General features: G+C 47.6%; 16 protein-coding genes. 15 read left to right on the top strand and 1 reads right to left on the bottom strand.

Annotation, left to right across the window (positions count from 1 at the left end):
- The first annotated feature begins 5 nt into the window (after window positions 1-5).
- The 4 genes from MHB37_RS16130 to MHB37_RS16145 all read left to right on the top strand — a co-directional run bounded on the left by MHB37_RS16130 (window position 6) and on the right by MHB37_RS16145 (window position 4966).
- Window positions 6-1058: a DgaE family pyridoxal phosphate-dependent ammonia lyase gene (locus tag MHB37_RS16130; protein ID WP_282579774.1), complete on the top strand. Its 1053-nt coding sequence runs from the start codon at window positions 6-8 to the stop codon at window positions 1056-1058.
- On the top strand, window positions 1051-1806 hold the full coding sequence (locus tag MHB37_RS16135) for a KDGP aldolase family protein (RefSeq protein ID WP_405168233.1): 756 nt from the start codon (window positions 1051-1053) through the stop codon (window positions 1804-1806). The genes MHB37_RS16130 and MHB37_RS16135 overlap by 8 nt, the downstream gene beginning before the upstream one ends.
- Window positions 1799-2815 (top strand): sugar kinase, encoded by a 1017-nt coding sequence (locus MHB37_RS16140; protein WP_405168234.1) that lies wholly within the window; start codon window positions 1799-1801, stop codon window positions 2813-2815. The genes MHB37_RS16135 and MHB37_RS16140 overlap by 8 nt, the downstream gene beginning before the upstream one ends.
- 213 nt (window positions 2816-3028) lie before the next feature.
- Window positions 3029-4966: a hypothetical protein gene (locus MHB37_RS16145; RefSeq protein ID WP_405168235.1), complete on the top strand. Its 1938-nt coding sequence runs from the start codon at window positions 3029-3031 to the stop codon at window positions 4964-4966.
- 104 nt (window positions 4967-5070) lie between these two features.
- Here MHB37_RS16145 and MHB37_RS16150 read toward each other — a convergent pair whose 3' ends face one another.
- Window positions 5071-5610, bottom strand: a complete 540-nt coding sequence (locus MHB37_RS16150) for a GNAT family N-acetyltransferase (protein ID WP_076306470.1) — start codon at window positions 5608-5610, stop codon at window positions 5071-5073.
- Between the two features lie 294 nt (window positions 5611-5904).
- On the opposite strand from MHB37_RS16150, the gene MHB37_RS16155 reads away from it, so the two are divergent.
- The 11 genes from MHB37_RS16155 (at window position 5905) to MHB37_RS16205 (ending at window position 15903) form a co-directional block, all read left to right on the top strand.
- Window positions 5905-6798, top strand: coding sequence for a LysR family transcriptional regulator (locus tag MHB37_RS16155; protein WP_405168236.1), 894 nt, complete (start codon window positions 5905-5907; stop codon window positions 6796-6798).
- Between the two features lie 119 nt (window positions 6799-6917).
- Complete coding sequence (locus tag MHB37_RS16160; protein ID WP_076133225.1) at window positions 6918-7424, top strand: GNAT family N-acetyltransferase; 507 nt, start codon at window positions 6918-6920, stop codon at window positions 7422-7424.
- Between the two features lie 13 nt (window positions 7425-7437).
- On the top strand, window positions 7438-8295 hold the full coding sequence (locus tag MHB37_RS16165) for a transporter substrate-binding domain-containing protein (protein WP_340012678.1): 858 nt from the start codon (window positions 7438-7440) through the stop codon (window positions 8293-8295).
- A gap of 33 nt (window positions 8296-8328) precedes the next feature.
- Window positions 8329-9114 (top strand): amino acid ABC transporter permease, encoded by a 786-nt coding sequence (locus MHB37_RS16170; RefSeq protein WP_076125555.1) that lies wholly within the window; start codon window positions 8329-8331, stop codon window positions 9112-9114.
- Complete coding sequence (locus MHB37_RS16175; protein ID WP_076125553.1) at window positions 9111-9821, top strand: amino acid ABC transporter permease; 711 nt, start codon at window positions 9111-9113, stop codon at window positions 9819-9821. Before MHB37_RS16170 ends, MHB37_RS16175 begins: the two co-directional genes overlap by 4 nt.
- A complete protein-coding gene (locus MHB37_RS16180) occupies window positions 9818-10570 on the top strand; it encodes an amino acid ABC transporter ATP-binding protein (RefSeq protein WP_076125552.1) in 753 nt (250 codons plus the stop codon). Before MHB37_RS16175 ends, MHB37_RS16180 begins: the two co-directional genes overlap by 4 nt.
- Window positions 10571-10581: 11 nt before the next feature.
- Window positions 10582-11598, top strand: coding sequence for an LLM class flavin-dependent oxidoreductase (locus MHB37_RS16185; protein ID WP_405168237.1), 1017 nt, complete (start codon window positions 10582-10584; stop codon window positions 11596-11598).
- A 53-nt stretch (window positions 11599-11651) separates the two neighbouring features.
- Entirely contained in the window at window positions 11652-12833 is a 1182-nt protein-coding gene (locus MHB37_RS16190; RefSeq protein WP_076190342.1) for an amidohydrolase, read from the top strand.
- Window positions 12830-14002, top strand: coding sequence for an N-methyl-L-tryptophan oxidase (gene solA / locus MHB37_RS16195; RefSeq protein WP_405169608.1), 1173 nt, complete (start codon window positions 12830-12832; stop codon window positions 14000-14002). Before MHB37_RS16190 ends, solA begins: the two co-directional genes overlap by 4 nt.
- Entirely contained in the window at window positions 14002-14481 is a 480-nt protein-coding gene (locus MHB37_RS16200; RefSeq protein WP_076190340.1) for a DinB family protein, read from the top strand. Before solA ends, MHB37_RS16200 begins: the two co-directional genes overlap by 1 nt.
- Before the next feature lie 75 nt (window positions 14482-14556).
- Entirely contained in the window at window positions 14557-15903 is a 1347-nt protein-coding gene (locus MHB37_RS16205; protein ID WP_076125544.1) for an LLM class flavin-dependent oxidoreductase, read from the top strand.
- Window positions 15904-15910: the final 7 nt, after the last annotated feature.

Raw genomic sequence — 15910 nt, forward strand, 5'->3', positions numbered from 1 at the left:
GCCGGATGAGCATCCTCGGGGTATCGGCACCGACCGATACGGTGATGGAAGCTATGCGTCAAGGCGGACAGAGTTATGTGGAAATCGCCGATTTGGTGGATAAAGCGGGGGATTATGTTGCACGTCATACAGGTTCTGAAGCAGCGGTGATCGTGAACTCGGCTTCCAGTGGAATTGCTTTATCCGTGGCGGCGCTGGTAACCCGCGGTAATATTCGTACAAGTCTACGGCTCCATCAGGATAGCATTTTTAGAAATGAAATTGTGATGTTAAAAGGTCATAACGTACAATACGGTGCACCAGTGGAAACCATGGTTTATCTCGGCGGCGGTAAAGTGGTGGAAGCAGGTTATGCCAATGAAGGACGGGCGGAGCATTTGGCTGCTGCGATCTCGGATCAGACTGCGGCTATCTTGTATGTCAAATCTCATCATGCCGTTCAGAAGAATATGATCTCTGTAGAGGAAGCTTGGGCTGTGGCTCAAACTCATAACGTCCCGCTTATTGTAGATGCTGCAGCGGAAGAGGATCTGCAGAAATACGTGCAAATATCCGATCTGGTCATTTATAGTGGCTCCAAAGCCATAGAAGGTCCAACATCCGGACTTGTGGCGGGAAAACGTCTTTATATTGAATGGTTAAAAGTGCAGCTTCACGGCATTGGACGCAGCATGAAGGTTGGTAAGGAAACATCCTTCGGCCTGATGCAAGCGTTGGATGAATATGCTCACAAACAGGATACAAGCGAAAAGGAAAAAGCTACGCTCCAATTGCTGATGCCGCTCGATGGGCTTCCCGGAATTCGGGTAACTATCGTGCAGGATGAAGCAGGCCGGGCGATTTACCGTGGACGCATCCATGTGGACCCGAATCAGTGCGCAATAACAGCACTTGAGCTGTCCCAGCAGCTTCAACAAGGTGAAGTGGCTATTTACACTAGAGACTATGGGGTAAGGCAAGGTTATTTTGATATTGACCCGCGTCCGCTAATGGGTGATGACATAGAAATGATTACAGCGAGGATAAGGGAATTGACAGGAGGGGCAAGCAATGTCTGAAATTAACAAGCGGTTCTATAAAGGTCGGGTGGCCTTAAACGTATTGGCTAAGGATATAGAAAATGCCAAAGAGGTGTTTGCTGCTGCCGAAGGTTATGTACTGGTCGGTGTATTGTCCAAAGACTATGCAACGGTAGAAGAAGCCGTGCAGGCGATGGAGGCATATGGGCGGGAAATTGACGGTGCGGTATCAATAGGACTAGGTGCGGGTGATAATCGGCAAGCTGCTGTTGTTGCAGAGATTGTCAAATCCTATGCTGGCAGCCACATTAATCAGGTATTCCCAGCAGTTGGTGCGACCCGTGCTAACCTTGGAGCGAAAGATAGTTGGATTAACAGCATGATCGCACCAACGGGACAACCTGGTTTTGTGAATATCTCCACCGGCCCGGCCAGTGCGGCACAATCTGTACCCGCTGTAATTCCCGTAAATGCGGCGATTGCATTGGTTCGGGATATGGGCGGAAATGCTTTAAAGTATTTTCCGATGCAGGGGCTGAGCCGTAAAGCGGAGCTAATCGCTGTGGCCAAAGCCTGTGCGGAAGAGGGTTTTGCGCTGGAGCCGACCGGCGGTATCGATCTGGACAACTTTGAAGAGATCTTGTCTATTATATTGGAAGCGGGAGTGCCGCAGGTGATTCCCCATGTCTATACATCGATCATCGATCCGCAGAGCGGAAGAACGAGATTGGCGGACATACAACAGCTGTATCGGACGATGAAAAAGCTGGCAGATCAATATGCCTAAACATATCGCCGCTTTTGGTGAAATAATGATGCGGCTACAGGTACCGGGCTTTGAACTGTTATCTCAGGGTAACCTGCTGAAGTATTCGTTCTCCGGCACCGGAGTCAATGTACTGTCCGCATTGTCCCGATACGGACATCGGGGGACTTTGGTGTCCAGACTGCCTGCGAATCCTATTGGTGACGCAGCAACAGCCTATCTTCGGCGACTGGGCATCCAGCCGGAGCATATCCAACGCGGGGGCTCAAGTATAGGGATGTACTTTCTTGAAAACGGATTCGGGGCTCGCCCCTCCCGAGTGACTTATTCCGGTCGCCCGGAGAGCAGCTTCAATACTGCTCCTCCGGGTACTTATCCATTCGCAGAGCTGGTAGACCTCGCGGATGCTGTTCATTTCTGCGGGATAACACTGGCAATGAACGATGATGTGCGAAAAGCGATGAAAACTTATGCAAAAACGGTTAAGCAACACGGTGGCCTTGTCGTTTTTGACTGCAATTACCGCCCATCGCTCTGGGGGGAGAGAGGCTATGAGCTGGCGCGCTCCCATTACGAAGACATGCTGCATTTGGCCGACATCGTGCTGATGAATGAAAAAGACGCAATGCTAATCCTTGGTATGAAGCCCGAAGGAACTTCAAGAGAAGAACAACTTCAGGAGCTGATTCCCACAGTAGCTTCACGCTACAGTCTAAGTACGGTAGCAGGAACGCATCGGTCCATTCATGATGATAACCGCCATTCATTGCGCGGTTATATCTTCAAATCCGGTCGCTTCGCATATTCCGAGACCTTAAGCTTTCCGGTGCTTGATAGAGTCGGGGCTGGAGATGCTTATGCCAGTGGTATAATTCATGGTGAGCTGGAAGGTTTTGATCCTCAGCATACTGTAGCCTTTGCGGCCGCGGCCGGAATGCTAGCCCACACAGTAGAAGGAGATTCTCCGCTGGCCTCCGAGCAAGAAGTTATTGGTGTACTGACGGGTGCTGTAAGAGATATATTGAGATAAAGAAGAAGCTGCCTTACAGGAGAACAGGCCTGTGCGGTGGCTTTTTTTATCGCTACAAACACTGTAACTTTGCTCAGGCCAAGAATCTGATCCAATGGCTACAGGCTAGATTTGGCTTAATTAGATCTTTTTAAATAGGTGTAAAATCTCATTTTTTGCAACTTTATCCTCTATCCGGCGTCAAAGAAGAGAGAATAAGAAGGGGGAGCCTATATGAAAAAGTTAAATTTACTAGCCCTTTTAGCAGTTATTTCAATAATCTTTGTTGGATGTGTCAATACAGGGAATAAAGATAAAGGGAATCAAACGCTAATCGATCTGAGTTCTGTGGACTCCATTACAATCCATAATGATAGCGGCGGATTAATAACCATAACGGACCAAAAGCTAATAGAACGTTTCAATAAAGCTATACATACTGCTGAGTATGACAACGCGAAGCTTGATATTGCAGCACCTGATTATGAGGTTATTGTTGAATTGAAGAATAAAGAAAACGAAAAATTCTCATTCTGGATTATGGGCAATAATAATGGTCTTTTCACCAAATCAGGAGTAAATGGGCATTACAAGTTATCAGAAACGGATAAGACTGCTTTGCTTACCTTATTTCAATCAAATGAACAACAAGTAGAATCAGATAATCTAAAGATAGATGAGACCATCAAGCGAATCACATTAGCAAACTCTCTAGCACATGGTTCAGTGAATGCTAACATAAAGGATGAATACACAGATCATGAAACCATAGATACTTTCGTCCGAGCCATCCGTACCGCTGAACAAATACCAGGGAATTTAAATACCGCAACGCCTAACTACGATATCGTTCTAATTTCAGATAATAATAAATATGCCTTTCATTTATGGATTAACGAGACAAGCGAGCAGGGCATGTTAATGAATGTGAACGAAACGGATACAGGCTACACACTTACTAAGGAATCAACTGCCGAGTTAAAAAAGATTCTGTTGTCGGAAGCAAAATTTAATGGTTTGGAGTTTAATACAGAACGGAACTCTATTGGAGATCTGGTGGCCAAACCGGTTGGCCTATCCGAAAATAACTATCTGTTAAACGGTGGAGAAGTAGTTGAACTGCAAGGGATCTCTTATCATACCATTCATCTTTTCTATGGCGACCATAATGCTGTCAACGCTGTATTAGCTCATGATCCTGCTACGGATGAGGTAAAGGTGAAATGGAGCGACGAGCTCAACGATTCCAATAATCGCTGGAATAATGCTTTTATGAGCAACTATAATATGCTAATCCCGCTGGATGAGGATCATCTATTATTTCTGGAATCGGATGTGACGAAAAAAGCAGGGCAATATCATTTGTCCTCATATAATGTTCTTACAGGAAAGATTGAACGACTTCGGGAAAACTTCTGGCCGCTTTCTGATGATTATGATTACATTTATAAATTTCAATGGAAAGCTGATGAGCAAAAATTGTTTATGCAGAGTTATCTCGGCAATGTATGGATCTTTGATCTGAAAACGGGAAAGGACGATGTCCATCTTCTGAAATATCGCGTAATCCCACATTCGACGACCGGGGCGCCATCCCTGTTCCTCTCACCAACTTTTAAAAGATTTGTACATGATGATGAGAGCGGCGAATTAACCTTTTACGATAATAAAGGAGTTTCTCTTCGTACTGTTCCGTTACCACTAGAGCAATATGTGCCTTCTGAGAAAATAAAGTGGAACCCCGCGGGTACGATTGCCTGGATGGATTCAGCAGAGATCAACGAAAACCGAATTCTTGACATCGATATCGATTATCTGAAAATAGCTGCACAAAAAATTAATTTTTATAATCAGGATGGTCATTCCATCGGCTCCATTAAGACTGAAGGCAACCATGAAGATACAGCTATTGAAGTTGTGGGGTGGATGGACGCTAATGTAGCCGTGATAAAATCCTATACTGTAGAACTTATACACAAGGATAATGTAGGGCTTAATGTTAAGGATGTTTCTTATTATCTCTATGATGTAAAAAAGAAGCAGAAGGGGGCAAGCTTTTCGTCCATCCCTTCCAGTGCTACCGTTACTACAGATCTTCGAATGGGCGATGCCGATAATACGGGAAAAATCACTGTGAGTTTTAAAGAAATTACTTATAAAAAAGAAAAATAAAGAAGCCTCGGGAGTTCACCGTAACGATCACACAAGATCATTGGGTAAGCTTTCCGAGGCTTCTTTTTATATTTAAAAGACAAATATTTAAGAATTCTCGAATTCTATATTTGTCCCGCTGTAGAACGGACGGAGGAAAGCAGGTCTAGCCGGAAGCCTTGTACTAGAGTGTCACCGTTCATAAGATCGGTCTCATACGCACGATTAAAGCCTAAGCGCTGGTACAGTTTGATGGCTGAAGACATCATTTCCGAGGTGTGCAGGTTCAAGGTGGTGGCACCCAACTGTAGTGATCTCCGTGCAGCATCGCGAATCAGAAGGGTTGCAACGCCAAGACCACGAGCGGATGGAGATACGGCTAGCAGACGTAGGATAGGGGAGTGAATCCCTAGCTCCGGTTTCCCGTAAGCCGTTTCCGAGGAGCTGAACAAGAGTGCGCTACCAACGATTTTCTTGTCGATTTCAGCGATGATCCGTACGAGCGGAGTATCACCATGAACGGAATCAAGAAGCGATTTTCGATACTCCAGCCACAACGGCTCAGGCATGATCTCCGAATATTGATGGTATGCATCTAACAGCACTTCGGCGATAGCATTACAATCTTTATTCTCAGCTTCACGGATAATGATCTTTTGTGACATGTTTTCGCTATCCCCTTTCAGACAAATGTAATGTTCATTCGAATGAAATTATTATATATGATAATTCCCAGTGGAATAAGAGGAATTTTATAATTCTGATATAGGAATAGAAAAGTTCTATATGAAATAAACATAACGTTTGATTCAAAATCCGATTGATTTACACGGAATTAATTGTTGACAAAAAATAGGGCGATGACTAAGATATAAACAAAATCTATAGGAAAGCATCGCTATAATTCATTGTTTTTTCATCGGAATAGTAAAATTAATAAAAGCATAGGGGGATTAGGGATGAACATTGAAAATATTGAGGCCTTTGTCTACATCAATCATTATGGAAGCTTCAATAAAGCGGCCGAAGTCCTATATATCTCACAGCCGACAGTAACGGCCCGGATCCAATCGCTAGAAAGGGAACTGGATTGCAAAGTGTTTGATCGGTTGGGGAAGCAGATTAACCTGACGGATAAAGGTAAACAGTTTCTACCCTATGCGCAGCAGATTCTTCAGATTTATCAGAACGGTAAATATCAGGTTCAGGCTAAGGGGCACATTCCAAATGAACTGAGAATCGGCAGTACGGTCTCGGTTTCCAATTATTTAATGCCCCATTTGATGCTTCATTTAAAGCGCAGATATCCTCATATCACAATCAAGCTGATGACAGCTTCTACGGAAGTATTGACTGAAAAGTTAAAATCGAAAGAGCTTGATTTGGCTTTTATCCGTAAGGTCGTAAATCCGGCAATTCAAACCTTTCCATTCTTCGAGGACCCCATCTCACTGTATGTACATGAGGGACACCGCTTTGCTAAAGCACAGCGGGCTTCACTGGAGGATATCCGCCAGGAGACGTTGGTTTTTTTTGAATGCGGATCTTTGGATTGGATGCGGCTGCATCGTGTATTTGAGAGTATGGAACAGCCACCGAAGATTGAATATCAGGTAGATAACCTGGAGACAGCCAAAAAGCTGGTATTGAAAAAAGCAGGCATCTGTTTCCTTCCCGCCCTCAGTGTGCAAGAGGAAGTGGCGACGGGGTCGCTGATCCGGGTGGATATTGCGGAGACGGAAGGCATCTCCTTGCGAACCAGCCTGATTTCGCTAAATGGAGAGAACGCAGAATTCATCGAAACCCTGCTTGAACTCGGGATTGGAAAAGTGGGAGATCGACTAATTGTATAGATGTATTAAAAAACTCTATTAGCGCATGGACACATGCAGTGATAAAGTTAATTGCATATAATCACGACTATTTCGATAGGGATTATAAAGTTAATTTTCGAAAGGCTGGAGGGCATGTGATGAGTGAGGTATACAGGCTGGCAGAACTGAAGGATGCGGAGCAATTGCTAGATGTTACATATCGTGCCTATCAGCTGATTCGTGAACTCGGGCTGCATTGGCCGGCGGCCACAGCCGACTTGGCGCTTATTGAAGACAATATAGCTACGAATGAGTGTTATGTGCTTGAAGTTGACGGAACGATAGTTGCGACCATAACCCTTTCAAAGGAAGAAGAGATTAAGAAGATTAGCCCATTGCCTTTTATCAAATGGTTTGCTGCCCATCCAGATTATAGTAACAGAGGTTATGGTGGAAAACTTTTGGATTGGGTGGAAGAGAACATTATTGCTGGTCAGTTAGGTTCGGCTGCAGTCACGCTGGCAACGGCGAAGAAACATCCGTGGTTGGTTCAAATGTATGAACGCCGGGGGTACGAACGTTTTTTAGAACTGGATCAGCAGAACGGTGACGGCATTATGTATCTGATGAAAAAAACACTTACAGACAAACCACAGTTCATTTAAAGGGGATAAAACAATGAAAAAGTCCATTTCACTAGTATTTGCATCGGTATTGACACTGGCGATTGCTGGCTGCGGAAACAACAGTAACAGCGCTAGCAGCAATCAGAATGGAAATGCAGCAGAAGCTGCGGCACCGGCAAAGGATTCGGCAAAGGTAACTAAGATCATTGTGGGCACGGGTACTGCTTTTCCGAAAGTCTGCTTCATAGATGAGAACGGCAAACTCACCGGATTTGATGTGGAACTGCTCAAAGAAATCGATAAGCAGCTGCCAGAATATGAATTCGAATTTCAAACCATGGATTTCAGCAATCTGCTGCTGAGCCTGGAAACCAAAAAAATCGATTTGGTCGCCCATGTCATGGAGAAAAATCCGGAACGGGAGCTGAAGTACTCTTTTAACAAAGAAGCCTATGCCCACTGGAGAAACCGCATTGTAGTGGCAAAGGATAATAATTCAATCCAATCGCTTGATGATCTCAAAGGGAAAAAGGTACTTGTAGGTGCAACGAGTGCACAAGCACAAATACTCGAGAACTACAATAAAGAGAATGACAATGCGATTGATATCGTGTATCAGAATGGTGCAGCGAATGATACCGTCGCACAGATTAGTACTGGGCGTGTGGACGCTACGCTGGCTGCAGATTTTGTCCTGCCGATCATTGATCCGCAGAGTCAGCTAAAAGCTACGGGCGACGAGCTGTCATCCGCGGATATTCTCTATGTTTTCCGTAAGGATGATGCCAATTCACAAAAGCTGTCAGATGCGATTGACAGTGCGATTAAAGAGCTGAAGACAGACGGCACACTAGGCAAGCTTAGTACGGAATGGTTGGGTGCGGATGTTACAGCGGATTCGGTTAAATGATTGAGCCGGTGAGCACGGGAAGGGGGGGAATATATGGGCGCACAGTTTGATATCAGCTTTGTATTTTCGTTTTTGCCTAAGTTACTAGGGACTTTAAGCACCACGCTTCTGATTGTCGCCTGTTCTCTACTGACAGGAATTCTTGTCGGCTTTCTCGTAGCTCTGCCAAGACTTTATAAAGTGCCTGTGTTAAAAACCATCTCCGAAATCTATATTTCTTTTTTTCGGGGAACTCCGATTCTTATCCAGCTCTTCTTGTTTTATTATGGTCTGCCCGAAATTATGAAGCTGGTTCATGTCGATATGACCCGGACTCCGGTGCTTGTTTTTGTGATTCTTACTTACGGGCTGCATACGGGGGCATACATGTCCGAAATGATCCGGGCTTCTGTAATGGCGGTGGATAAGGGGCAGGTAGAGGCTGCTTATGCTACAGGGATGACGGGGTTTCAAGCCTTTACGCGAATCGTGCTGCCGCAGGCGCTCGGAATCGCAGTTCCGGTATTCTCCAATCTGGTGATTGCTCTACTGAAAGATACGTCATTGGCCTTTACTCTTGGGGTGATGGAAATGTCAGGGAAAGCACAGACGCTAGGCAGCTTAACTCAGCATTTTATTGAAACGTATATCGCGCTTGCGCTAATCTATCTGGTCATCAGCTTTACAATCGAGAAACTGCTGCTTATAGCAGAACGCCGGCTGCTGCGGCATGAGAAACGGAATACACCGGAGAAAAAATCGTTCAAAATCAACAAAAGCTGGTCCTACCGCCGCATCATTGCTGAACTTGGACCGGGTAAAGGAGGTAGCGGATTATGAAGCTGGACCCATCTTTTATCTGGACTGCTCTGGTGCAAATTTTAAGTGCAATTCCTGTGACCTTATCTATTACTGCTGTCTCAGTACTCATTGGATTTGTGATTGGTGTGGCTGTAGCGTTGATCCGGATATACAGAATTCCGCTGCTGTATCCGCTGGCTGTCGGTTATGTTACGTTCATCCGCGGGACACCGATGCTGACGCATCTTTTGCTTATCTATTTTGGGCTTCCCGTGTTAATCGATGGTCTGGCAGTGCAGTTCGGCTGGAGCTTCAGGTCGGTAGCCATTCCGATGATCGGTTTTGCCTATATTTCGTTCTCGATTACAGCGGGAGCCTATATGTCCGAAGTCGTCCGTTCCGGTCTGCTTGCTGTGGATCGCGGTCAGCTGGAAGCTGCCCATTCTATCGGAATGACCACACCCCAGGCACTGCGGCGGATTGTTTTTCCTCAGGCGCTGGCGGCGAGTCTGCCTAATCTGTCAAATTCGGTAATTGGTATGCTGCATGGATCTACCCTTGCTTTTACCGTTTCGGTGGTGGATATCAATGCTAAGGCGCAAATTGTAGCTTCAACGAACTGGAAGTTTTTTGAGGCTTATCTGGCGGCAGCACTGATTTTCTGGGGACTTACGTTCCTAATCGAACGCGTGACGTCGCTGATTGAAAAAAGAATTAATCTGTACAATCGAGGTGGAGTAGCATGATCAAGCTTGCGCAAATTTCGAAGTCATTTGGTCGGAATCAGGTGCTCAATAATATAGATTTAACGGTGACGAAGGGTGAAGTTGTCGTCATTCTCGGTCCCAGCGGCTCAGGCAAAACGACACTTTTACGCTGTGTGAATTATCTGGAGAAGCCAAGCAGCGGAGAGATCGCCATCGGCGATTTCAAAGTGAACTGCAAACATCCCCGCAAAAAGGAGATTCATCTGCTCCGGCAAAAAACGGCAATGGTGTTCCAGCAGTACAATTTATTCCGCCATAAAACCGCGCTGGAGAACGTGATGGAGGGACTGCTGATTGTCAAAAAGCTTCCGAAGGACGAAGCGAAAAATCGGAGTATTGCCCTGCTTGAAAAGGTTGGTCTTGGCAGCAAGCTGGACGCCTATCCAAGTCAGCTGTCCGGAGGCCAGCAGCAGCGGGTTGGCATTGCCCGTGCCTTGGCGCTCGAGCCGGAGGTTATATTGTTCGACGAACCCACATCGGCGTTGGACCCAGAGTTAGTGGGTGAGGTGCTGGCCGTCATCCGTAAAATTGCCAAGGAAGGCATCACAATGATTGTGGTGACTCATGAAATGGGCTTTGCTCGCGATGTGGCGAATCATGTGGTTTTTATGGACGGAGGCGTCATTGTTGAAGAAGGGACTCCGGCAGAGCTGTTTAACCATCCGCGCGAAGAAAGAACGAAGCAGTTCCTGAAGCGGATCACACCTGAATTTAACTATTCCATATAGGAGGAAAAACAATGGCTATTACAATCAGCGTACTTGATCAAAGTCCGATCTATCCGGGAGAAACGCCGGAGGAAGCATTCCAGCATACGATCAAGCTGGCACAATTGTCCGAAGAGCTTGGATTCCACCGGTTCTGGGTTTCGGAGCATCATGACTCCGAGCAGGTAGCCGGCTCTTCCCCGGAAGTACTTATCTCACATCTTCTGGCTAAAACAGAGCGAATCCGCATTGGCTCCGGTGGCATCATGCTCCAGCATTACAGCCCGTATAAGGTAGCGGAGAACTTCAATGTGCTGTCTACACTGGCTCCTGGACGAGTGGATCTCGGTGTGGGACGTGCTCCCGGTGGACTCCCACGTAGCACACAGGCACTACAGCAGGGAAAAGCTGAAACCCCAGACCTGACGGACAAAATCATCGAGCTGGAAAAGTATGTACATAACCGCCTCGAAGAAAACCATCCGCTGGCAGGGTTGAAGGCAGGTCCCCTTCCTGGTATTCCTCCTGAGTTGTATGTCCTTGGCGCGAGTGTAAGCAGCGCGGAAATTGCCGCTGAACTGGGGTTACCCTACGTATTCTCCCTGTTTATTAACAGCGATAAGGCGGTAGCGCTGGATGCCATTCGTGCTTACCGCAGCGGTTTCGCTTCTTCACAGGGCAGACAACCGCAAGCCATTATCGCTTTAGCGTTAGTGGTGGCTGAGACTGAAGAGGGAGCGAAAGAACTGGCAGGTGCGCATAAGCTGATCCGGATTCAACTGGCGAGCGGGAAGAAGCTGACAGTAGGGACCTTGGAACAGGGGGAAGAATTTGCCCGCCAGAGCAATGAAGCCTACACGATTGAAGAGCTGGAACCGGAGATTACCAAGGGAACAAAATCATCTGTCCGTGAACAGTTGTTGGAACTTTCAGAGGCGTCCGGTGTCGAGGAGTTCATCATAACGACGAATGTACAGCCCTTTGACAAACGGCTCCGATCCTTTGAGCTACTGAGCGAAGCAATCGCTGAAGTGGCTGCAGAGGCATAAAGCGGGCGGGCTCGGTATCACACAGGAAATCGTGTAAAGGAGGGTGACTGTATATGACAAGTAAAGCTAAAGAGTTGAGTGCGGAAGCGCTTGAAGAAGAATTAATCGGGATACGCCGTCATCTGCACCGGCACCCGGAACTGTCCAATGAAGAATATGGCACAACAGAATATATTATTTCCTTGCTGGAGCGGGCAGGAGTCAGGATCGTAGAATACGGTCTGTCTACCGGCGTGATCGCAGAGATTGGCGGCAAAAAGCCCGGTTCGGTCATCGGACTGCGCGCAGATATTGATGCCTTGCCAATCCAGGAGGAAAGCGGAGTATCCTTCGCTTCATTATATCCCGGCAAAATGCATGCCTGCGGGCATGATTTCCATACGGCTGCCTTGATTGGTGCCGCCTATCAATTGAAACAGCGAGAGCAGCAATTACAGGGAACGGTGCGCCTGTTATTCCAACCAGCGGAGGAGAAGGCGCAGGGTGCACAGCGAATCATTGCTAGCGGGGCACTAGAAGACGTCCGGGCAGTGATCGGGCTGCATAACAAGCCAGACCTGCCAGTCGGAACCATCGGTATTAAGGGTGGTCCTTTAATGGCAGCAGCTGACGGGTTTGTGATTGAAGTGCAGGGTGGTAGTTCTCATGCTGCCGTTCCGGAAGCTGGCATAGACCCGATTGTAGCGGCTTCGCATATTGTGACGGCATTCCAGTCCATTGTAAGTCGCAATGTCAGTCCGCTGCAGAGTGCGGTGGTCAGTGTGACGCAGATTCACAGCGGCAATTCATGGAACATTATCCCCGAAAAAGCGGTGCTTGAAGGGACGATCCGCACCTTTGATGAAACGGTGCGCAGCAAAGTGCTGGAGCGGTTTCAAGAAGTGGCGGTCGGTGTAGCAGCGGCTCTTGGAGCAGAAGCTACCGTTCGCTGGATAGAAGGGCCGCCTCCGGTTATCAACGATCCCTCCCTAGCAGCGCTTGGAGTTGAATCGGTCGAAGCTCTTGGCTACCGAGCGATTCAGCCAGAGCTTTCTCTGGCTGGAGAGGATTTCGCCTTCTATCAGCGCGTGGTACCCGGACTGTTCGTTTTTGTAGGTACTGAAGGAAGCCAGGAATGGCATCATCCGGCCTTCAATCTGGATGAACGTGCACTCCCTGTGGCAGCACGTTTCCTTGCGGATGTAGCTGTACGATCCCTAGTGCAGTACAGTCCCGAAGGAGGTGCAGAATTATAGCTGAACATAACAGTTACGATGTAATTATCGTCGGCGCAGGCTCGATGGGCATGAGTGCCGGTTACTATCTTGCGAAGCGCGGAGTGAAGACGCTGCTAATTGATGCCTTTGATCCTCCACATACACAGGGAAGCCATCACGGGGAAACGCGGCTGATCCGGCATGCTTACAGTGGTGATCCCGCCTACATTAATTTGGCTCTGCGGGCAGATCATTTATGGCAAGAAGCCGAGCAGTTGAGCGGAATAGAACTGCTTGTCCGCTCGGGCGTTTTGAATCTCGCAGATAGTGCAGTGTATTCCTTCAGCGGTCGTCTCGCGGAAGCAAAGAAACGGAAGGTGCAGGTCCAGCATCTGGATGCCGGAGAGATCCGGCGGCGCTGGCCGGGATTGAACATTCCGGAAACATTCGCAGCAATGTATGAACCGGATGCCGGGTATTTGTACAGCGAGCGCTGTATCTCCGCCTACAGCCAGCTTGCCCTTGGACAGGGTGCGGAACTGTTGACGAACACTTCGGTAGTAAACATCACCGCCCGCGAAAGCAGTGTAACAGTTCATACAACAAACGGCGATTATCACGGAGCGTCAGCTATCCTTAGTGCCGGAGCCTGGTTTGGTGCGTTAGCGCCTTTTGTGCATTTGCCAATCAAGGCGATCCGCAAAGTTGTGGGCTGGTTTGAGAGCTCACCTGCTTTTGCAGCCGGTAACTTCCCTGGCTTCACGCTAGGAGCTGAGGAAGGTGGCTATTATGGCTTTCCCAGCATTGCTGGAGCCGGTCTGAAGATCGGCCGGCACGATACGGGGCTGGAATGGAAACCAGGCACACTACTTGCTCCCTTTGGCAGTGAAACCAGCGATGAGCAAGACCTCCGAAGAGTACTGGAGACTTACATGCCGGGTGCAGCTGGCCGATTACTTAAAGGATCTGTATGCAAATATGAGCATACACCTGATGAAGATTTCATTATTGGCCGCCATCCGCTCCACTCCAATGTGCTGGTAGCCGGAGGGTTCTCAGGGCATGGTTTTAAATTTTCTAGTGTTGTAGGTGAAATACTTGCTGATTTGGCGACAAGTGGAGCTACCAACCACAACATTCAACCTTTTGCGTTATCACGTTTTACACCTGATCATTCGCAAGCAGGCCTAATTTTGGAGGGGATTTAATGAGCAAAGTTCAAATTAGCAATTTTTTAAGTACGCACAACCAACTGGTGCATGCAACCGCAGGGTTATCAGAGGAACAGCTGAAATGGAAGGCAGCACCAACGAGTTGGAGTATTACTGAGGTGTTAGCCCATCTAGCTGATCACAGCATTGTGGTTTCGTTCCGTATACGTGATATTCTCGCTGCTACAACTGCGCAGCTGCCAGTCTTCAATCAGGACACTTGGGTCAGCGGCCAGTACGCCAATAGTGGTAGTGCTTCCGATAGTCTGGAGTTGTTCCGCAGCCTGCTTTATTATAACAGTCTATTGTTTGAACGGCTCAGCGCAGAGGATTGGGAGAAAAGCGGGGTTAACTTCAAGGGGGAAAACGTTAAAATTTCCGATATCGTCCATAGCTTCACCGCACATGTAGAGAGACATCTTGGCCAGATTGAGCGAATCAAGCAGGGCGCAGCCAATGCATCGTTCGTGCAATGAATACTTTCATAGTTAGTTTTGCATGAAGTAAAACCTGGGAATCGTATGCTCACAAAACTTTTAGGAGGAATGAACATGACCAAACCAAAACAACTGAAGCTAGGCGCACTGCTGCATGGAGTAGGAGGCAGTACGTCGATGTGGCGCCATCCTGATGCTAAGCCGGATGCAAGTGTAAACTTTGAATTATACAAAGCGTGGGTACAGAAGGCAGAAGAAGGCAAGCTGGATCTGATCTTCATCGCAGACGGTTTGTACATTAATGAAAAGTCCATTCCGCATTTCCTTAACCGGTTTGAACCGCTGACCATTCTTAGCGCACTCGCCGCCGTCAGCACCAACATCGGTCTGGTTGGTACCCTTTCCACCTCCTACAGTGAACCGTTTACCGTCGCGCGTCAATTCGGCTCACTGGATGTAATCAGCGGTGGCCGGGCCGGCTGGAATGTGGTGACTTCACCGCTGGAAGGCTCTGCCTCGAATTACAGCAAAACAGAGCATCCTGACCATGGCAAGCGTTACCGTATTGCTACCGAATATTTGCAGGTGACACGCGGATTATGGGATTCCTGGGAGGATGATGCGTTTGTTCGAGATAAAGAAACAGGTGTATTCTTTGATCCGCAAAAAATGCATACCCTGGACCATCAAGGAGAGTTCTTCTCCGTGAAAGGACCGCTCAATATTGCTCGTTCGAAGCAGGGGCAGCCAGTCGTGTTTCAGGCAGGTTCCTCAGAAGTTGGTAAAAATTACGCCTCAAAGGAAGCGGATGCTATCTTCACTGGCCACGAAACGCTAGAAGATGCCCAGGCATTCTATAGCGATGTTAAGACACGGGTAGCTTCATTTGGCCGGGATCCGAATGAGGTGCTGATCTTTCCTGGTATTGCACCAATCATTGGCGACACATCAGAGGAAGCAGAGCGTAAATATCAGGAGGTTGCTGGTCTCGTGACGATTGAGAATGCACTGAACTATTTGGGCAGATTCTTCGAGCATCATGATTTCTCGCAATATCCGCTGGATGAACCGTTCCCTGAGCTTGGCGAGTTGGGGCGTAATAGTTTTCAGAGCGGCACGGATAAAATCAAAAAGGACGCGAAGGAGAGAGGCTTAACACTAAGACAGGTCGCCTTACAATCCGCTACCCCGCGCAGCAGCTTTATTGGCACACCTGAGCAAGTGGCTGATCAGATTCAAACCTGGTTTGAGGGTGGAGGAGCAGACGGATTTATGATCGCAGCTGCTGTTCCTAATGGACTGGAGGAATTCGTCGATCGGGTAGTGCCGATTCTGCAAGAGCGGGGCCTGTTCCGCACTGAATACGAAAGTAGCACCCTGCGTGGAAATCTCGGTATTCCATTGCCAGAGAACCGCTATTCCAAGGCTTCACAACCGGTAGGGCAAAAAGCCGTACATTAACAATAAT

The organism is Paenibacillus sp. FSL H3-0286 (genome assembly GCF_045040705.1).
Classification (GTDB): Bacteria; Bacillota; Bacilli; order Paenibacillales; family Paenibacillaceae; genus Paenibacillus_AQ; species Paenibacillus_AQ odorifer.